Here is a 19,711-nt window from a genome sequence, read left to right on the forward strand (position 1 = left end):
CGGGCAAGGCGGCCTAGTGGCCGCCTTGCCCGTTCAAGAGGACTCGATGGGGGACATCCTTATGGATAGCCGGTTTGCGCTCCCTTGAAATAGCCACCCCCGGCCATTAATTGCGCTCCCGCCCCCGTTCTTCTTTCTTTTGCTCCTGGCCTTGTCCCTGGCCCCGGAACTCCTGTGACCTTCCCCGTTCCTGCTGTTGTTGTTCCCTGATCTGCTGCCGTTGTGCCGGTACTGCCTCTGGCTGCTGCCTCTGCTCCCGGTATATTTGACGCTGCTGCTGCTGGCGCGGGGCTGCCGGGGGGGCCTGTGGAACCGGTGCCTGGCGCTGGATTTGCTGCTGGCCCTGGCTTCTCATCCGGGGCTCTTCCCGTCTCTCCTGCCGGACAGGCGCGGGCCCTCTCTGGACTCCCTGCTGCTGGGAGTGCTGGCGGACCGTTTTGTCGCGCGGCTGGTAACGGTAATACTGATGGCGTAGCGTCTGCTGCCGCTCTACCGGCGGATACCGATCTCCTTTGTACTGGCGCTGGTAGACGGGGAGCGGTGCCCGTTTCGGGCCGGAGCCGCGTTTCCAGTTGTCCCATCCTCGCCGGTGCTGTTCCCATTCACGGCCCCAGTGCTCGCCCCAGCGGGGCGGCGCATCTGCTCGCCAACCGCGGAAGTAGGGGGGAGGATGCCGATAGTACCGCACAGGGATTCGCAGCACGTACAGCGGCACGACCGTTGGCTCCACAAACGACCAGGGGCCGTTGTACCAGTAACTCGCATACCAGTTGTCGTCCTGGTAGACCCAGTACATGCCGTCGTAGAAGAAATAGTTGGTCTCCACCCGTGGCGCATAGTAGACCGGGTAGCCGGGCACCGGCACGAGTTCAGGGAACAGCGGCAGATTGATGCCGATGCTCACGTTGGGCAGCCCGATGCCGATACCGATGCTCACCTCGGCCGGGGCAGAGGTCACCGAGCAGCACAAGAGCATCCACAGCACAAAGACTCCGTAGCGTATTTTCCGCATGTTGTCCTCCGTTTCGATCTGCAGGGTCGTGGACGTTGCCTGGCAACGGAACGTGGCGCAGGTCCCAGTTGTCCGTCCGGCTTTTCAACATATCCTAGTGTATCCCGTGCTGCCGAACAGTCAATCAAGCGCCGCCAAGCATCAAGCAGCGTAAGAAGCTGCGGTCATTCATGAAAGGGCATCCCTGCTGGAAAATCAGCGAGATAGGGTGGCTGGAGCGGCCTGCTGTCCAGATAACTGCACCATCATCGGCCGATTTCTGCTATCGTGCACCAGTTCACACTTTCTCCTCTCGAGGCATATGTGAAGGCACTGAAGTGGCTGGTGGTTATCGTCCTTGGCAGCATCGCCCTCTATGGCAGCTACCTGGGTATTTCCCTTTTTCGCCTTCCTTCCATATCGGCGCTTGCCGACCGCACGACAAACCTGACCATCCAGGTGGAGGACTGGCAGGGAAAGCTGCACCCGTTTGTCGTGGGTCCGCAGAACCCTTGGTGGACCCCGCTGAAAAACATCCCCGCGGAGATGAAATGGGCGGTCATCGTGGCGGAAGATACCAATTTCTACCGACACGAGGGGATCGATGTCAAAGCGCTCAAAAATGCCATCAAATATGACCTGGAACAGAAGCGTTTTGCCCGGGGTGCCTCGACCATTACTCAGCAGACGGCAAAGAATCTCTTCCTCTCCAGGGACAAGACCATCAACCGCAAGATCAAGGAAATCTATCTCGCCATGCGGATGGAGCAGGAGTTGACAAAGGGGAGGATCATCGAACTCTACCTCAACATCGTCGAGCTTGGGCCGATGGTCTACGGGGTCGGTCATGGTGCCAGCTACTATTTCGACAAGCCGGCTAAGTCACTCACCCCACGGGAGTGTGCCTTTCTTGCGGCCATGCTCCCCGGCCCGCAGAAGGTCTATAACCCCTACCGTCATTTGGACCGGGTGTTGAAACGCTCCGACATGATATTGGGGCAGATGCGGCGGAAGGGGGTGCTGACCGAGGCGGAGTACCGCCAGGCCCTGGCGGAGATGCCCAATATCAGCGGAATGCAGAGGAAGGTTGACCAGGGTTTCTCGGCCAAGGCACGGCGATTCTTCAAGGGCCTGTTCGATATCTTCCAGTGAGCCACGGCGGGGGAAATCCGAGGGTGTATTTTCTTACATCTCCTTTTTTGTCTCCGCACGTTTCTGCCGGCGACGCCGCCAGGCGGCACGGCCGCCGAAGAAGGAGCCGGCCAGGGTCAATGCCCAGATGACGATGGTGACAACATGTTGGCTGGTACCGGACATCGCGTTACTCCAGCCGATAGCCGGCACCGGCGAACTGGATATTGGCCGGATCGGCGCACCGCGGCGGTGAAACGGCATGGATGCCCCCACACGCCGGGCAACTCCCTACAAAGGTGGTCAGGGTGAAGGGGGTGCCGCACTCCTGGCAGGCCGCCGGCAAGCCGCCGCCGGGTATCGGCTTGTTCCTGAGCGCGCCGCCATGGGCCTGCGCAACAAACTCCACCAACTCCCTGCCTTCTGCAAACGGCCCTCGGCCCCCATCGTGGCCGCATCCGCAATTGCCCATGATCCTCGCTCCTTTTCCCTGGCGCCTGTGTGGCACCCAAATGATATGCTGGAGCAGAGTATAACCCGGACCGGGCAGCGGCCTTATGACGCAGGTCAAATTCCGGCGATTGGCAGGACGTCGGGGAGGGGGCATTTTCGGGATTTTGCGGCCATTACTCGTGCGGCTCTGCACAGGAATACAGATGTTCCCGCAACGAGTCGTACAGGGAATCGAACAGCTTCCGGTCTGCCATGCTCTTGACCAGGCCGAACGCACCCTCTTCCAGCGTCACGACGAAAACGGCCAGTTGGCGCGTGTCGGTATCCTTTTTCAGGTAGCCGGCATCCCGGGCCTTTTTCAGGAAGCGCTCGGTCTCGTCGATCCAGATGGTCAGCACTCCCTTGATCTTTTCCCTGAAGACCGGGTCCACCGCGGACATCTCCTGGGCGAGATTGTTGAGCGGGCAGCCCCGGGTGAGGTCCTCGTCTGCCATGGCCTCGGTCAGCAGCCTGAACCGCTTGACGATCCCCTGGAGCGGGTTCCGGTAGGCCGCCAGCGGACGGATCCACCGGTCCAGGATCATCTCCCGCAGGATCTCATCCACAATGGCATACCCCAGGTCGCTCTTGGTGGGAAAGTAGTGGAAAAAAGCCCCCTTGGTCACCTCTGTCTTCCTGATGATCTGATCGATGCTGATACCCTGGAAGCCGTGGTGATAAATCTCGCGGAAGGCCACTTCCAGGATATGGGCGCGCGTCTTTTCCGGGTCTCTCGACCGCTTCTTCGGTTCCATTCTCATGATTCAATAATATATCAACCGGTATGTTAAGCCAATATAAAATATTAAAATGAGTTATAAATAACCGGATTTATTGCTTTGACACCATACTGAATGGTATGTAAAATGAAATCAGGAAAACAGGATTACACGCAATCCGGGTGGTTGTCGGGGAGAGTCGCATCTGCCTCTGGAACGGCCCGGGAAAGGAGCAGCGAGATGAATACCGAGCCACTGGTCATAATTCGCGTATTCGATGCTCCGCGCGAACAGGTCTGGCAGGCATGGACCGAGCCTGAACGCATGACGCGCTGGTGGGGGCCAAAGGACTTCACGGCGCCGTTTTGTACCAACGACCTCCGCGTGGGGGGAATATATCTTTACTGTATGCGGTCACCGGAAGGGCAGGACTACTGGAGCACCGGCACCTACCGCGAAATCGTCGCGCCCGAGCGTCTGGTCTGCACCGACAGCTTTGCCGATGAGCAGGGCAACGTGGTCCCGGCCAGCCACTACGGCATGACCGGGGATTTCCCGTTGGAGCTGCTGGTGACGATGACGCTGGAAGACGTCGACGGGAAAACCAGGATGACCCTGCGCCACGAAGGGCTGCCGGCGAGCGAGCGGGAACCCTGCTCGGAAGGCTGGCACCAGTCCTTCGACAAGCTGGCGGAAAGCCTGGCCAGCAAAGAAACGAAGCGTAGTTCATCACCAGGGAAGGAGGAACCTATCATGGCAACCACAATAAAAAAGACCCCGGAAGGCTATCACACGGCAACCCCGTATCTGATCGTCACCAATGCCGGCAAGGCAATCGATTACTATAAAGAGGCATTCGGCGCGCAGGAACTGACACGCCTGGCAACCCCGGAAGGAAGGGTGATGCATGCCGAGATCAAGATTGGCGATTCGCCGATCATGCTGTGCGACGAAGCCCCTGACTGGAATGCGCTCAGCCCGCAGACGATCGGCGGCACGTCCGTATCGATCGTGCTCTACGTCGACGATGTGGATGCCGTCGTGAACCGGGCGGTTGCGACCGGTGCCAAGCTGCTGATGCCGGTTGACGACCAGTTCTGGGGCGACAGGATGGGGACCGTTGTCGACCCGTTCGGCCATAAATGGTCCATTGCCACCCATGTCGAGGACGTGACAGCGGAAGAGATACAGACACGGGCGAAGGCGCTTTTTAATAAAAAATGCTAGGCGGAAAGCTGGTCCGCCTCCCATCTGCCTCGACGGCTAATAGTTTGCCGAGGAAGAGATAACGTGCTATATTTCAATGCGTCTGGACCACAGGGACATATTCCTGTGGTTTTTTTGTCAGCGCAGTTGCCACCCGAGCGGCAGCTTCAACCTGCCGACAGGGCACCAGAAGGCTTATAGAAGGAGTCTCAACCATGTCATTTGCATCTCTCGGCCTGCGCGACGAACTGCTGAGCGCGATTGCCACCCAGGGTTATACCACGCCGACCCCGATCCAGGCCGGGGCGATCCCGTTGATCTTCGAGGGGTGCGACCTGCTGGCCGGCGCCCAGACCGGCACCGGCAAGACCGCCGCTTTTGCCCTGCCGATCGTGCAGCGACTGGGCGAGAATATCCCCCGTCAGAAACGGCGGATACCCCGGGCGTTGGTCCTGGTGCCGACCCGCGAGCTGGCTGCCCAGGTCAGCGAGCAGATGAATCATTATGCCCGGCGCCTGTCGCTCCGCTCCACCATGATCTACGGCGGGGTGACCATCCAGGCGCAGATCGAGCGGCTGCACCGCGGCGTCGATATCGTGGTCGCCACGCCGGGGCGGCTTTTGGACCACGCGGAACGGGGCACCGTCAACCTCTCGCAGATCGAGGTCCTGGTGCTGGACGAGGCCGACCGCATGCTCGATCTGGGGTTTATCGACGAGATCAAGAAGGTGGCGGAATATCTACCGGCCAAGCGCCAGACCCTGCTCTTTTCCGCCACCTATTCCCGGAGCATCAAGCAGCTGGCCGACGAACTGCTCGACCACCCGCGGCGGATCGAGGTGGCGCGCCGCAATATCGCGGCCGACGCCGTGACCCAGGCGGTCTACCAGGTGGAACGGAGCCGCAAGCGGGAGATGATCTCGTTCCTGATCCGCCAGGGGGGCTGGAACCAGGTGCTGGTCTTTGCCCGCACCCGCTACGGCGCGGACAAGCTGACAGAAGAGCTGAACTTCGACGGAATCAGGGCCGCTGCCATTCACAGCAACAAGAGCCAGTCGATCCGGACCCGGACCCTGGCGGAGTTCAAGCGGGGTGAATTGCGCGTTCTGGTGGCGACCGATGTGGCGGCGCGCGGGCTGGACATCGAGCGGCTGCCCCATGTGGTGAATTATGATCTGCCGCAGGTTCCGGAAGACTATGTGCACCGGATCGGCCGCACCGGCCGGGCCGGGGAGGAGGGGATTGCCCTCTCGCTGGTCAGCCCGGAAGAAAAGCCGTTATTGGCAGCGATCGAGAAGCTGCTCACCTATGCCATCCCGCGCCGCACGCTTGCCGAATTCCCGCAGGTCGCGGCCCGGCGGAGCGTGCGGGTAAAGGAGCTCAAGCAGGCCGCCCAAGCGCCCAAGAGCCGCACTCCGGCGGTGAAGAAGGCACAGCCTCCGGCAAAGGGCACCCCTTCCCGGCGGGGAAAAGCCGTGGCCGAACGGCCCGCCCCCAAAACCGGGCGCCGGGGGAGCAGATCCTGACGCTTGGCGGGAATCTGCAGGAGTGGGGCCGTTTCACAAACAACAGGAGGATGGACTATGGAAGTTGATCTGCGCCAGCTGCGCAACCTGCTGAGCAAGCGAAGAGACGAGATCGATAAGATTGTGGAAGGGACCGGGTATCTGACTCGGACCGTTGTCGGCGTCGGCACCTTTTTGCTGGACAATGAGGGAAACGTCGATCTTTTGTCCGCAAAACAGCAGGCCACCTTTGACAAGTTTCTGAAGCCGCTCCTGACTAAGAATATCGGCGATTGAACCGACATCTGCCGGGCAGAGGACGATCGGCAAACGGGTCAGAGTGTCCGCACCCTGATGCCCGCCCCTATTCCTCTCCGGTTTTCTGGGTATAGACGGCTGCCAACATCTTGTGGATCTCGGCAATGGCGATATTCTGTGCTTCAAGGTTCTCCAGGATGACCCGGATTTCGGTTTCCGCTTTCAGATTGACCTCATAATCGATGTGCGCCTCGATCCGGTCGTGATCGGCCTTCCGGTTTTGGCTCATCATGATCATGGGGGCGGTATAGGCAGCCTGCAGCGACAGGACCAGATTCATCAGGATGAAGGGGTAGGGGTCCCAATGCCGTACCCAGGCAGTGACATTGAGGATCGCCCAGACAGTGAGGATCAGGGACTGACAGATGATGAATTCCCAGGAACCTACCTTGGTGGCAATCCAGTCTGCTGCTTGCTGTCCTACGGTCCGCTGTTCCTTGATGACCTCGTTGACGTTCTTGATGGGACCATGTTCGTGATGATAGTGGGGTGGGAAGACGGTTGGTTTCACGTTGGCTCCTTGTCGGCATGGGCGGCTCACATGGAAGCCGCGTAGCGTGTGTTTGTTTTGCCGGGTCGATTCTGCCCGGCGGCAAAGCGATGCACCCGGTCAGGCGTCCCGTTTTCGGGGTACGAATGACTTCAGCGTTAATCATAACGCCATAGTGGGAAAGTGAAAGGGGGGAGCGATGATCGAAAAGGTCGGCCCCCCAGCTGCTGTTTTGGCGCTGTCCCGGCGGAGAGGGCTTTCCCTGTCCTCTGATGAGTATTGACCCATGGCCCGGCCGGAATGTGACGATTGCGCCGGGAGTTGCGATCAGGCATGTGTCTGACCGCAATCGGTGCTGTCCGGACATTTTTTTGAAGATCTGAGAACGGTATGGCTGCTTCTGTCCATCACGGTGGGACATGGGACCGCGCCCGGCTTCTGCTGCGTGCACTCCGTTCCAGGAATTATCGGCTCTTCGTTGCCGGACAGAGCGTGTCGCTGGTCGGCACCTGGATGCAGCAGGTAGCCATGAGCTGGCTCGTATACCGCCTGACCGGCTCCTCCCTGCTCCTCGGGGTCGTCGGTTTCACCAGCCAGATTCCCACCTTGCTGCTCTCCCCGGTCGCCGGCGTACTTGCCGACCGCTGGGATCGGCGCCGCCTGTTGCTCGCCACCCAGTCCCTTGCCATGGTGCAGGCGGCCCTGCTGGCCGTTGCCGTTCTGACGGGATACGTGCAGGTCTGGCAGATCGTCCTTCTGAGCCTGCTGCTGGGGATCGTCAATGCATTCGATATCCCGATCCGCCAGTCCTTTGTCGTGGAGATGGTGGAGCACCGGGAGGATCTGGGCAACGCCATTGCACTCAACTCTTCCATGGTGAATGGCGCCCGCCTGGTCGGTCCTGCCATAGCGGGGCTTTTAGTGGCCTCGGTGGGAGAGGGGATCTGTTTCATCCTGAATGCGTTCAGCTACCTGGCGGTCATCCTGGCGCTGACCGCCATGCGCGTCACGCCCGGTTCCCACCAGCAGCGCGAGAGGCGGCACATCTTGCATGAGCTCCGCGAAGGGTTCGTGTACGCCTTCGGTTTCGGGCCGATCAGAAGCATCCTGCTCCTCGTCGCCCTGGTAAGCCTCATGGGCATGCCCTATGCCGTGCTGGTACCCGTTTTCGCCAAGGAGGTCCTGCATGGCGGCGCACACACCTTCGGGTTCCTCATGACCGCTGCCGGCTGCGGTGCCCTGGCAGGCACTCTCTATCTCGCCTCCCGCAGCAGCGTACTCGGCCTGGGACGGGTGATCGCACGGGCGACCATGGTTTTCGCAGTCGGGATCGCCGCCTTCTCCCTTTCGCGCAACTTCCCGTTCTCGCTGGTGGCGCTGGCAGCCGCCGGTTTCGGGGCCATGACGCTCGTCGCCTCCTGCAATACGGTGCTGCAGACCATCCTGGAGGAGGACAAGCGCGGCCGGGTCATGAGTTTCTTTACCGTTTCGTTCATGGGGATGGTCCCGTTCGGGAGCCTGGCGGCAGGGGCGTTGGCCGAAGTGATCGGACCGCGCGAAACGCTCCTGATCGGCGCGGCCTTCTGTCTTGCCGGCGGCGTGTTGTTCGCCCGGCATCTCCCCAGGATCAGGGAAAAGGTTCGCCCGATCTATGTCAGCATGGGGATCATCCGCGAGGTTGCCGACGGCATGGAGACCGGTGCCGAAGCTCCCCGCATCGAATGAACCGGGGTTGCCGGCTGACTGGCAGGGGGTGTGGGCAGAGTGGAGATGCCACCCCGGCTATCCTGGGCATTCAGGCGAACCATGGCCGTGGATAACGGTAGTGGGCGCAACCGGGTCGATCCGGAACCGGTTGTCACGTTGTATCCGAAATGGCGAAAACGGTTCCTGAAGGAGGGACATATGGAGAACCTTGCACAACCCGAACTCTGCCGGCTGCACACACTGCGGGTCGTCCGTGTCGACAGCCGCGGTGCCTGGCTGCAGGTGGGCGAGAGGCTGGCCCACCTCCCCCTGCGGGAGGCAGCCGAGGTGACGGCTGGCGAAGAGCTGGAGGTCTTCCTCTACCAGGACACTGCCGGCGAACTGCAGGCCACCTGCCGTCTGCCGCTGGCCCAGGCCGGCGAGTTCGCCCTGCTGGCGGTCCGATCGGTCGGCCCCCATGGCGCGTTCCTCGACTGGGGGATGGCCAAGGACCTGCTGGCGCCGTTCAGCCTTCAGCCCGAGCGGATGCAGGCCGGCAGGCGCTACCTGGTAAAGGTCGACCTGGACCAGCAGGGGCGCCCCTTTGCCAACGCCCGCATCGATGACTGCCTCGACTACCGCCGTCCCGACCTTCATGAGGGAGACGCCGTCGATCTGTTGGTCTGGCAGCTCACCGACCTGGGCGCCAAGGTCATCGTCAATCATCGTTTTCCCGCCCTGCTCTACCGGGACGAGCTGCCGGCCGGTATCGCCGCGGGCATGCAGCTGGCCGGCTATGTGAAGCGCCTGCGCGAGGACGGCAAGCTGGATATTACCCTGCGCAAGGTGGGGGCCGAGGCGGTGTCCGACGCCCGCGATATCATCCTGCAGGCGCTGGCGGCCCATGGCGGCAGCCTCCCTCTGCACGACCGGAGTGCCCCGGAAGCCATTGAAAAGGCCCTGGGGATGAGCAAGAAGACCTTCAAAAAGGCAGTGGGCGGGCTCTACAAGGACGGCCTGGTGACGCTCTCCCCCGAGGGGGTCAGGCTGACGCTAAAAGCTGCTGCCCATGGCGGAACAGACTGAGCATGGGGACCAGATCGAAACGGAGCGAGCGCTGTCCGCGCTGCCGCCTGCATAGCCGGCTCTGCATCTGCAGCGCCATCCCCTGCATCGAGCTTGGCACCCGGCTCATCCTGGTGATGCACCACCGCGAGTGGGCCAAGCCGACGGCGACCGGGCCCCTGGCCCTGGCCATGCTCCCCAACAGCGAACTGCGCATCCAGGGAGAACGTGAACGGCTGCTCGATTTTCGTGACCTCGACTGCGGTGAGCGTCGCACCCTCCTTCTCTATCCGGGCGAGGACGCGCCGGTCTTGGGCGAAAGCCTCCTTGCCGCCGATCCCCGCCCCGTCAACCTTGTCGTGCCGGACGGCAACTGGAGTCAGGCCGCGCGGATGGGGAAGCGGCTTCCCGGACTGGAACATGCCACCATGGTCCGGTTGCCCACAGGGGCGAAAACGGCCTGGGGGGTGCGCCGGGAGACCAATCCCGAAGGGCTGGCCACGTTTGAGGCCATTGCCCGCGCCTTTGGCATCATCGAATCGCCCGAGGTCCAGGCCCGGATGGAGGAGCTTTTCCGCCTGATGGTGTCACGGACCCTTGAGGCCCGCGGCTTAAAGGAAGAGCAGGGGACGTGACCCGGCGGACGGTTCCGGAAAGGGGAAACCACTGCTTTCCGCAATACCGTATGAGACGGCGCCCTTTTCGGCGCCTTTTTTTTGTGATACAAGATGAGCAACGGCTAAGCAAACCAGCGCAGCACGGTCAGGAGCACTCATGACAAACGGGACAGCTTCACCCCCAGGCGGGGCCAGGTACGACATCATCCATTTCGAGGCCTTGGGCGCCGAGGCAGCGCTGCTCGAAGAGGAGACCGCAAAGGCGAAACAGGAGCGGCTGCTTCCGGAAACGCATGCCTGCCTGATTACGCCGGATACGGTCCAGGCCTTTCTGGCAAAGAATCCCGGCGCGGTCCTGCCCGACCTCATCTCGACCAAGACCCATTCGCTGCTCCCGCAGAGCTATCTGGGCGGCGGAAGAAAAAGCATTGTGACGCGCAGCGCCGGTTACGACCATTTCGAGCACCTGATGCACGCGGCAAACATCGCGTCGCTGCGGGAGTATTGCGTCAATGCGGTCGCGCAGACGGCGATGAAGTTCGTCTATGCGACCGCGGGCCTGCTCAACCACTATGAGACCAACTGCACCACGTTCGAGAGAAAGCATTCCAGCGCTTTCATGGAGCTGGGGAGCCACCGGACCCTGACGGTGTTCGGGGTCGGCAAGATCGGGAAGCGGGTCTACGACCTGGCCGTGGCCAACGGGCTGACCGTGTACGGGGTGGATATCAGGGCAGAGGAGCTGAACCGCCAGTACAACGGCACGGTCCGCTTCGTTTCCAGGGAGCAGGCGGCTGCGGAGAGCGACATCATGGTGAACGCCATGAACCTGACGAAAACCCCGGAGAGCCCGTTCCGGAACGTCGGCTATTTTTCCGGAGAATACCTGGCGCAGGCGGCAAAGGAGCTGATTTTCATCAATATCACCAGGGGCGAGATCGCCCCGGAAGAGACCCTGCTCCGCTTGTACGATGCCGGGAAGATCATCGGCATCGGGCTCGACGTCTTTTCGAGCGAATTCGAATTCGCTCGCGCCCTGAACAACGGGTCCGGCGAGGCGGAAGCGTTTCCGGCTGCGCGGGAGCTCGTCAAAAGGGCCATCGAGCGGACTGCCAACATCTATGTCCAGCCGCATCAGGCGTTCAACTCCGATGTGGCGGTGCAGACCAAGGCGGTCGAGTCGATCAAGCATGTGATTGCGTGGTTCCGTAACAAAGGCACCCGCTTCGACGACCAGCTGCCGTATTATTGAGATGCAGGCCCAGGCGGGGCTGTAACCCGGTACGCCCGTGCCGTCGGGCGGCCGTTCCCATTGCCCGGCCCGCATCGGCCGGCGAAGCTGCTCCCGTTCGGCGCATGCGGTTAATGAATTGCTCCGCGAGCCCGAACATGCTATAGATGGAAAGCGCCTTAACCACAGGGACAACCCCTGTGGTTTTTTTTGTCGGCGCAGAAAGAGAGCAAGCTGATGATCAGTGCACACAACATAAGCCTTGCCTATGGCAAGCGGGTCATTTTCAAGGACGTCAACATCAAGTTCGTGCCGGGGAACTGCTACGGCCTCATCGGTGCCAATGGCGCCGGCAAGTCCACCTTCCTCAAGATCCTGGCCGGAGAGGCCGAGGCGGACGCCGGCACGGTCTCCATCGGTCCGCGGGAGCGGATTGCGGTACTGAAGCAGGACCAGTTCGCCTTTGACGAGCATACGGTCTTCGATACCGTCATCATGGGGCATGCCCGGCTCTACGAGGTGATGACCGCCAGGGAGGCGATGTACGCAAAGAGCGATTTCTCCGAAGAGGACGGTATCCGTTCGGCGGAGCTGGAGGCCGAATTCGCCGAGATGAACGGCTACGAGGCCGAGGCCGAGGCAGCGGTGCTCCTCAACGGACTCGGCATCCCTGAAGAACTGCGCCACAAGCGGATGAAAGAGCTGGAAGGGGGCGACAAGGTGCGGGTGCTGCTGGCCCAGGCCCTGTTCGGCAACCCCGACGTGCTGCTGTTGGATGAGCCGACCAACCATCTGGACCTGAAGTCCATCTCCTGGCTGGAGGATTTCCTCTTCCGCTTCCCCAACACGGTGATCGTCGTTTCCCATGACCGCCATTTCCTCAATCAGGTCTGCACCCATGTGGCGGATATCGATTTCGGCCGGATCCAGGTATATGTCGGCAACTACGACTTCTGGTACCAGGCGAGCCAGCTGACCCTGAAGCAGAAGCAGGACGAGAACCGCAAGGTGACCGACCGGGCCAACGAACTGAAGGAGTTCATCCAGCGCTTCAGCTCCAATGCCTCCAAGGCGCGCCAGGCCACCTCGCGCAAACGGCTCCTGGAAAAGCTCACTGTGGAGGAGATGCCGGTGTCGTCGCGCAAGTACCCGTATGTGGCGTTCAAGCCGGAGCGGGCCTGCGGCGACATCATCCTCGAAGTGGACAACCTGTCCAAGCAGATCGACGGCGTGCAGGTGCTGCAGAACCTGACATTCACGGTGCGCAAGGGGGACAAGATCGCCTTTGTCGGCGGCAACAGCCTGGCCAAGACCGTCCTGTTCCAGATCTTGGCCGGGGAGCTGGAGCCGGACAGCGGCACGGTCCGCTGGGGCGTGACCATCACCAGCGCCTATTTCCCCAAGGAGAACGCCGCCTATTTCGATAACGACCTGAACCTGATCGAGTGGCTCGGCCAGTACTCGCCCCCCAGCGAGGGGGAATCCTTTGCCCGCGGCTTCCTCGGCCGGATGCTCTTTTCCGGCGACGAGGCGACCAAGCGGACTGCTGTCCTCTCGGGCGGGGAGCGGGTTCGCTGCATGCTTGCCCGCATGATGCTCACCGGCGCCAATGCCCTGATCCTGGACGAACCGACCAACCACCTCGACCTGGAGTCCATCACGGCGCTGAACAACGGCCTCATCGCCTTCAACGAGGTGGTGCTCTTCGCCTCCCACGACCACGAGTTCGTCGCTACCCTGGCCAACCGCATCGTCGAGATCATGCCCGAGGGGGTCATCGACCGGGCCATGGGCTTCGAGGAGTACCTGGAGAGCGCCGAGGTGGAGCAGACCCGCGACCGGCTCTGCCACGGGCACCGCGACCTGACCCTGTAGCCTTTCCCGGGATGCAATTTGGGCTTGCCTTGATGAAAGAGATAATGATACAAATCCAGATAGTTTCGACCACAGGGTGCGTCCCTGTGGTTTTTTATTTACACTTAAATCCGTGACAACTGCCGGGCCGCTACGCTCCGAGTGCCGCTCGAACCGCCGCTGTACGGCTCATTCCGCTACCTGCCTGCAACTCACCCTTACGGGCTCAAACAGGCAGGCCGGTTGACGCTCCATTTCGCCTACAGCGGCTGGCTCTCGGGCACAGTCGCTTCGACGACCCGGCATCTGTCACGGATTGAGGTTACACTGTATGGAGCAGCCATGATTCACCTCACGAACATCACCAAACAGCATGGCTCGCAGGTCCTGTTCCGCGATGCCAGCTTCCAGATCCTCCCCGGCTCGCGGACCGGCCTGGTCGGGCCGAACGGAGCGGGCAAGACCACCATCTTCCGGATCATCACCGGCGAGGAGGAGGTGGACAGCGGCGAGATCACCTGCGCCAAGAAGACGACCATCGGCTACTTCTCCCAGGATGTGGGGGATATGGCGGGCAGGTCGGCACTGGAAGAGGTCATGGCCGGGTCGGCGGCGACGGTGCGGCTGGCGGAAGAGCTGAAGGCGATGGAGAGCGCCATGTGCGAGCCGATGGGGGACGACGAGATGGCGGCCCTGTTGGAGCGCTACGGCAGTGCCCAGGAGGAGTTCGAGCATCGCGGTGGCTACGATCTCGATACCCGTGCCCAGACCGTGCTGACCGGCCTCGGCATCGGGCCCGACCGGTTCAATCACCCGGTGGAGTCGTTCAGCGGCGGCTGGAAGATGCGGATCGGCCTTGCCCGGATCCTGACCCTCCATCCCGACGTGCTGCTCCTGGACGAGCCGACCAACCACCTGGACGTGGAGTCGATCATCTGGCTGGAGGAGTGGCTGGCATCGGAATTCACCGGCGCGCTGCTGATGACGAGCCACGACCGTGATTTCATGAACCGGATCGTCACGCGGATCGTCGAGGTGAGCAACAAAACGGTCACCACCTATGGTGGCAACTACGATTTCTACGAGCGGGAGCGCGACATCCGCTTCGAGCAGCTGCTGGCAAGCCACAAGCGGCAGCAGGAGATGCTGGCCAAGGAGGAGGAGTTCATTGCCCGCTTTGCGGCACGTGCCTCCCATGCGGCCCAGGTCCAGTCGCGGGTGAAGAAGCTGGAAAAGATCGACCGGATCGAGATCCCGCCCGAGGAGCGGGTGGTCCGCTTTGCCTTCAATACCCCGCCGCGCAGCGGCGACGACGTGGTGATCATGGATGGTCTGGCAAAGAGCTGGCAGACTCCGGACGGCAAGGAGAAGCCGGTTTTCAGCGGTATTACGGGTATCATCCGGAGGGAGGAGAAGATTGCCGTGGTCGGGGTGAACGGCGCCGGCAAGTCGACCTTTCTCAAGACACTGGCCGGCCAGACCGGGCCGACTGCCGGCAGTGTCGTCCTGGGGGCGAACGTGGAACTCGGCTATTTCAGCCAGCACGCCATGGAACTGCTCGACCCCCGGAAGACGGTCTTCGAGACCGTGCAGGATGCCATGCCGCTGGCCAACATCGGCGTGATAAGGAATCTCCTCGGCGCCTTCCTCTTTTCCGGCGATGCCGTGGACAAGCGGATCGAGAACCTCTCGGGCGGTGAAAAGAGCCGGGTGGTGCTGGCGACCCTCCTGGCCCGGCCGCTTAACTTCCTGGTGCTCGACGAGCCGACCAACCACCTGGACATCAGGTCGCGGGAGATCCTCCTCGACGCCCTGAAGGGCTTTACCGGCACGGTGGTGCTGGTCAGCCACGACCGGCATTTCCTCCGCTCCCTCGTCGACCGGGTTTTCGAGATCGACCACGGCGAGATGCGGGTCTACCAGGGGGATTATTCCTACTACCTGCACAAGGTCCACGGGGAAGCGGCGTAGGCGGGAGGGCTGCCGGGAAAGCTGGGGCGCGACGGTTTCCGCAGGTTCCAGAGAGTATGCAGGTTTTGGAGAAACTGACCGATGTTTCCAACCGCATTCGCACGGGCATTGCACTTTGGTCTCATCCTGCTGCTGGCGGCGCTGCTCTTCTGCGTCAGCGGCTGTCGCACAGATAGCGTCGGCACGCGGGCAACGCCTCTCGCACGGGGAGGGGTGATCGACCTGACGACCTGGGATTTCCGGGAAGACGGCAGCGTCGACCTGAACGGCGAATGGGAATTCTTCTGGCGACAGCTCCTTTCCCCCGGCGACTTTGCCGGTTCTGCCCCGCCTCTCATGACCGGCCCGTTCACCGTTCCCGGCACCTGGAACGGCCGGGAGATCGGCGGCGAGAAGCAGAGCGGCGACGGGTACGCCACCTTCCGCCTCCGGGTCAGGCTCCGGCCCGACGCACCCCGGTTGGCGATCCGCATCCTGGACCAGGCAACCGCCTATCAACTCTGGGTCAACGGCACGCAAATCGCCGGCAACGGCACGGTCGGCACCAGTGCCACCACCAACAGACCCCAGTATCTGCTGCAGCTCTCGCGCCTCCCCCGAAGCAGTGACTCACTGGATATCGTCCTGCAGGTTGCCAACTTCAACCACTCCAAGGGTGGGGTCTGGAATCCGGTCACCCTTGGCAGTGAAGCAGGGCTTGCCCGGATACAGGGGCTGAGGCAGGGGCTGGATTTCTTCCTCTTCGGCTGCCTGCTGATCATGGGCGCGTACCATGTCTTTCTCTACCAGCTCCGGCGCACGGACCGGTCGGTCCTCTATTTCGGCCTGTTCTGCCTGGTGGTCGCCTGCAGGACCGCCCTGACCGAGAACCGCATCTTCACCGGCCTCTTTCCCGCATTTCCCTGGGAACTCGTCTTCAAGGCAGAGCTGTTCACGGTCCATGCCGCCTTCCTGCTCCTCCTCCTGTTCATCCAGTCGCTCTATCCCGCAGACTCCTCCCGTCGGCTCACGCGGTTCTTGCAGGGGATCTGCCTGGCCTTCGGCCTCACGACCCTGGCGACCCCTGCCCGGATATCGAGTCTCCTGGTCACACCGTTTCACCCGGTCATCATCTTCATCCAGGGCTACCTCTTTGTCGTGCTCTTCAGGGCGATCCTGGCGAAGAGGGGGGAGGCGGCAACCATCCTGACCGGGCTGCTGATCTTTTTCCTGACGGTGGTGAACGATATCCTCCATAACCACGGGGTCATCGCCACTGCCTATGTGGCGCCGGTCGGCTTCCTGTTCCTGGTCGGCTCACAATCGCTAGCCCTGGCGCGACGGTATTCCCATGCCTTTGCCGCGGTGGAACAGCTGTCCGATGCCGTGACGGACAAGAACCGGGCGCTGGAAGAGGAGATAGCGGAGCGGGCCAGGCTGGAGCGCGAGATCGTCAATGTGTGCGAGGAAGAGCGGAGACGTATCAGCCGCGACCTGCACGACGGGCTGTGCCAGCAGTTGACCGGCGCCAGGCTGCAGTTTTCCGTGCTGGAGCGGAAGCTGGCGGGTGCCGGCCAGGAACCGTCGGAATTGAAACGTCTCTCGTCGCTGCTTGAAGAGTCGGTCAATCACGCGTATGATCTTTCCCACGGGCTCTGGCCGGTGGAGCACGATCCCCAGGGGGTCAGCGCCTCCCTCGATGAATTGACCAGACGCCTGGCCGAATCCAGCGGCATTGCCATCTATTTCATCCAGGAACGGGGCTGTGCGGACTGCTCCCATGGCAGTGTCACCCATCTCTACCGTATCGCCCAGGAGGCGATCACCAACGCGGTGAAGCATGCCAGGGGGAGCCGCATTGTTGTCGGGCTCGATTGCCGGGACCGCACGCGGCTCACCCTGACGGTCCGCGACGATGGCGTCGGCAGGAGCGTCACATCCCGGACCACCGGCGGGCTCGGCATGGGGATTATGGAGCACCGGGCAAAGGTGATCGGTGGCACCCTGACCGTTTCGGATGCACAGGGGGGCGGGACCGTGGTTACCTGCGTCGTTCCGTGCGAAGAGAGAAAGCAGGAGGGGCAATCCGATGGAAGCCAGATCTGAGAAAGCGGCGCGCATCTTCCTGATCGACGATCATCCGGCAGTGCGGCAGGGGCTGGAGCTACTGCTCGCCCAGGAGTCGCACATCGCCTGCGGCGAAGCGGGGAGCTGTGACGAGGCGCGCGAGCGGATCGGGTCGTCCGGTGCGGACATGGCGCTCTTGGATCTCTCTCTCGGCGAGGTGAGCGGACTCGAGCTGATTGCCGGTTTGCGGGAGCGTGGCATCGCCGTGCTGGTCTACTCCATGCATGAGGATGCCGACACCATCGAGAAGGCCTTTGCCAATGGGGCCAACGGCTATGTTACCAAGCGGGAGAATGCGGATGTCCTGCTTGCCGCCGTGTCCGACATCCTGGCGGGGAGGCGTCATGTTAGCCCGCGGGCTGCCCAGAGCCTGGCAAACAGGCTCCTTTCCCAGCCGGAGGCCACTCGGGAAGCCTTGCTGAGCGAGCGTGAAAAACAGATACTCTCCATGCTCGGCCAGGGAGAGTCGAACGCAGAGATCGCTGCAGCGTTTACCATCAGCGTCCGGACCGTGGAGACCTATTTTTCGCGCATCATCGTGAAGCTCGACCTGGACAGCATGAGGGAGCTCAGGCGTTACGCCATCCGGAACAAGAAGTGAAGTGCATTCGCACGATCCTCTGTCAGTAAAATCCCCCACAGTCATATCCGCAACCTCACGTACGCACAAACCTGTTCCCCCGTACATACAAATACAAGGCCTTAAGGTAGACTTTTATTGGTAGTTTCGCTGCGTAACCATGTCTGTCAGCGTCTATTTCAATGGATTTATATAATCCTATGTATGCCGGACCATTATGCTATTGGGAAGAGTTGTAATTTTAACATTAAAATGATGTCAACCATAAGGATTTGAGAGTATTTTTGTGCTAAAATCAATCATTAGATTTCGTTTAAATTGGAGGCACTTCGGTGCCCAGGAATGGGAGGGCAGTTGCTCATGAACCGGATCATTTTTACCACATTGCTGGCTCTGTTCGTGGCGATCTCTTTGGTGACGCATCCGAAACCGGCATCTGCGAGCGACCTGCTCTTCTATTACGACCTCGCGCTCAAGAGCGACCCGCAATTCACCGGGTCCAAATATGAGCATCTGGCCAACCGGGAGGTTCTTGACCAGGCGTATGCGGGGCTGTTGCCGAAGATCTACGGCGATGCCGACTATACCTTTACGGGCCAGGATATCAGGAGCTCCGACAACACGGTCTTTGCCGTCGGGAGCACGTCCTACGAGTCCAGGGGGTTCAGCCTGAATCTCGTGCAGCCCTTGTTCCGGTACGGCTCGTTCCTGGGGGTCGGCCAGGCCAGGTCGGCACTGAAGCGCGCCGACCTGGAGCTGGAAAAGGCCAAACAGGACCTCGCCTTAAGGCTCGTCGAGGCGTACATGGACATCCTCTCCGCATACGACAAGCTTCTTGCCATCAAGGCCGAGGAGGATGCGGTCCAGTCGCATTACGAACTGGCAAAGATGCGGACCGCGAACGGTCTTGCTCCCATTACGGACCTGTACGACAGCGAGGCGCGACTGGCTGCGGTGAGCGCCCAGCGCGTGGAAGCGGAAAACTTCCTGGAGGATAAGAAGCAGGCACTGGTGGAGATCTGCGGCACAACCGCCATAGAAACCAAACCTCTGAAGACGGATATCCCCCTGGCAGCGCCATTCCCCGACAAGCTCGAAAACTGGGTCGCAGCGGCAACCACGCAGAACCTGGCCGTGCTGATCCAGAAATACAAGGCTGAGATTGCCGAGAAGGAGATTGAACGGCAGAAGGCGGCACATTACCCGTCCATCGATTTCCAGGCCGACTATGTCCTGAAGGATACCGACGGTACCCTCTTCGGCGGCGGGAGCAACACCCTCACCTATGATTTCATCTTCAAGATCAACGTCCCCATCTATGAGGGGGGGCTTATCGCGTCCAAGACGCGCGAAGCCAGCAATAAACACCGGAGCGCCGTCCAGGCGCTGGAAAAAGAGGTGCGGGCCGCCGAACGGAAGGCGCGCCTGGATTACTCCGGGGTCATGAGCGCGATGTCACGGGTGGATGCGATGAAAAAGTCGATCCAGGCACAGAATCTCGTGGTGGAGGCAAAACAGGAGGGTTTCAAGGCGGGCCTGTTTATCGGCATTGCCGTGCTGGATTCGCTGCAGGACCTCTACCGCTACAAGAAAGAGTATTCGCAGGCCCGCAACGACTATGTCCTGAACACGCTGCGGCTCAAGCATGCAGTCGGGACGCTGAACGACGAAGATATCAGACAGCTCAACAGCTGGCTTCAGTAGACACGGCAGGTAAGCGGGAATAACCGTGTCGCGACGGGGTTGATC

The 19,711-nt window shown here is 61.3% G+C and carries 17 protein-coding genes and 1 pseudogene; 14 read left to right on the top strand and 4 right to left on the bottom strand.

All coding sequences use genetic code 11. The annotated features are described in order from the left end of the window. Nucleotides 1-106 precede the first annotated feature (106 nt). Nucleotides 107-1,012 carry a hypothetical protein gene (locus GJT30_08155; protein MSM39578.1) on the bottom strand — a complete coding sequence of 302 codons (906 nt, stop codon included), beginning with the start codon at nucleotides 1,010-1,012 and terminating at the stop codon, nucleotides 107-109. Nucleotides 1,013-1,324: 312 nt separating this feature from the next. On the opposite strand from GJT30_08155, the gene GJT30_08160 reads away from it, so the two are divergent. Beyond that, nucleotides 1,325-2,143 carry a transglycosylase gene (locus tag GJT30_08160; GenBank protein MSM39579.1) on the top strand — a complete coding sequence of 273 codons (819 nt, stop codon included), beginning with the start codon at nucleotides 1,325-1,327 and terminating at the stop codon, nucleotides 2,141-2,143. Between the two features lie 169 nt (nucleotides 2,144-2,312). On the opposite strand, the gene GJT30_08165 is transcribed toward GJT30_08160, so the two are convergent. Then, nucleotides 2,313-2,594 carry a hypothetical protein gene (locus GJT30_08165; protein MSM39580.1) on the bottom strand — a complete coding sequence of 94 codons (282 nt, stop codon included), beginning with the start codon at nucleotides 2,592-2,594 and terminating at the stop codon, nucleotides 2,313-2,315. A gap of 154 nt (nucleotides 2,595-2,748) precedes the next feature. Continuing rightward, the gene (locus tag GJT30_08170) at nucleotides 2,749-3,369 is read right to left on the bottom strand and encodes a TetR family transcriptional regulator (protein ID MSM39581.1); all 621 of its coding nucleotides are present in this window, start codon (nucleotides 3,367-3,369) and stop codon (nucleotides 2,749-2,751) included. A 204-nt stretch (nucleotides 3,370-3,573) separates the two neighbouring features. Here GJT30_08170 and GJT30_08175 point away from each other — a divergent pair. The 4 genes and pseudogenes from GJT30_08175 to GJT30_08190 all read left to right on the top strand — a co-directional run bounded on the left by GJT30_08175 (nucleotide 3,574) and on the right by GJT30_08190 (nucleotide 6,341). Then, nucleotides 3,574-4,035 (top strand): annotated as a pseudogene (locus GJT30_08175) (SRPBCC domain-containing protein). A 51-nt stretch (nucleotides 4,036-4,086) separates the two neighbouring features. Then, the gene (locus tag GJT30_08180; protein MSM39582.1) at nucleotides 4,087-4,560 is read left to right on the top strand and encodes a VOC family protein; all 474 of its coding nucleotides are present in this window, start codon (nucleotides 4,087-4,089) and stop codon (nucleotides 4,558-4,560) included. A 194-nt stretch (nucleotides 4,561-4,754) separates the two neighbouring features. After that, nucleotides 4,755-6,065 (top strand): DEAD/DEAH box helicase, encoded by a 1,311-nt coding sequence (locus GJT30_08185; protein ID MSM39583.1) that lies wholly within the window; start codon nucleotides 4,755-4,757, stop codon nucleotides 6,063-6,065. Nucleotides 6,066-6,122: 57 nt separating this feature from the next. Continuing rightward, nucleotides 6,123-6,341 (top strand): hypothetical protein, encoded by a 219-nt coding sequence (locus tag GJT30_08190; protein ID MSM39584.1) that lies wholly within the window; start codon nucleotides 6,123-6,125, stop codon nucleotides 6,339-6,341. 67 nt (nucleotides 6,342-6,408) lie between these two features. Here the strand turns inward: GJT30_08190 and GJT30_08195 are convergent, their stop codons facing one another. Continuing rightward, nucleotides 6,409-6,873, bottom strand: coding sequence for a DUF1003 domain-containing protein (locus GJT30_08195; GenBank protein MSM39585.1), 465 nt, complete (start codon nucleotides 6,871-6,873; stop codon nucleotides 6,409-6,411). A gap of 369 nt (nucleotides 6,874-7,242) precedes the next feature. Between GJT30_08195 and GJT30_08200 the strand changes: the two genes are divergently transcribed. The 9 genes from GJT30_08200 to GJT30_08240 all read left to right on the top strand — a co-directional run bounded on the left by GJT30_08200 (nucleotide 7,243) and on the right by GJT30_08240 (nucleotide 19,666). Continuing rightward, on the top strand, nucleotides 7,243-8,577 hold the full coding sequence (locus GJT30_08200) for an MFS transporter (GenBank protein MSM39586.1): 1,335 nt from the start codon (nucleotides 7,243-7,245) through the stop codon (nucleotides 8,575-8,577). A 180-nt stretch (nucleotides 8,578-8,757) separates the two neighbouring features. Next, a complete protein-coding gene (locus GJT30_08205) occupies nucleotides 8,758-9,624 on the top strand; it encodes a hypothetical protein (GenBank protein MSM39587.1) in 867 nt (288 codons plus the stop codon). 2 nt (nucleotides 9,625-9,626) lie between these two features. Further along, the gene (locus GJT30_08210; GenBank protein MSM39588.1) at nucleotides 9,627-10,238 is read left to right on the top strand and encodes a DTW domain-containing protein; all 612 of its coding nucleotides are present in this window, start codon (nucleotides 9,627-9,629) and stop codon (nucleotides 10,236-10,238) included. 139 nt (nucleotides 10,239-10,377) lie between these two features. Then, nucleotides 10,378-11,472, top strand: coding sequence for a hydroxyacid dehydrogenase (locus GJT30_08215; protein MSM39589.1), 1,095 nt, complete (start codon nucleotides 10,378-10,380; stop codon nucleotides 11,470-11,472). Nucleotides 11,473-11,688: 216 nt separating this feature from the next. Continuing rightward, nucleotides 11,689-13,326, top strand: coding sequence for an ATP-binding cassette domain-containing protein (locus tag GJT30_08220; protein ID MSM39590.1), 1,638 nt, complete (start codon nucleotides 11,689-11,691; stop codon nucleotides 13,324-13,326). A gap of 321 nt (nucleotides 13,327-13,647) precedes the next feature. After that, entirely contained in the window at nucleotides 13,648-15,276 is a 1,629-nt protein-coding gene (locus GJT30_08225) for an ATP-binding cassette domain-containing protein (protein ID MSM39591.1), read from the top strand. 81 nt (nucleotides 15,277-15,357) lie between these two features. Then, nucleotides 15,358-17,361 (top strand): sensor histidine kinase, encoded by a 2,004-nt coding sequence (locus GJT30_08230; GenBank protein ID MSM39592.1) that lies wholly within the window; start codon nucleotides 15,358-15,360, stop codon nucleotides 17,359-17,361. Then, nucleotides 17,345-17,983 (top strand): response regulator, encoded by a 639-nt coding sequence (locus GJT30_08235; GenBank protein MSM39593.1) that lies wholly within the window; start codon nucleotides 17,345-17,347, stop codon nucleotides 17,981-17,983. The genes GJT30_08230 and GJT30_08235 overlap by 17 nt, the downstream gene beginning before the upstream one ends. Nucleotides 17,984-18,304: 321 nt before the next feature. Next, the gene (locus GJT30_08240; GenBank protein ID MSM39594.1) at nucleotides 18,305-19,666 is read left to right on the top strand and encodes a TolC family outer membrane protein; all 1,362 of its coding nucleotides are present in this window, start codon (nucleotides 18,305-18,307) and stop codon (nucleotides 19,664-19,666) included. Nucleotides 19,667-19,711 lie beyond the last annotated feature (45 nt).

The organism is Geobacter sp., assembly GCA_009684525.1.
Classification (GTDB): Bacteria; Desulfobacterota; Desulfuromonadia; order Geobacterales; family DSM-12255; genus Geoanaerobacter.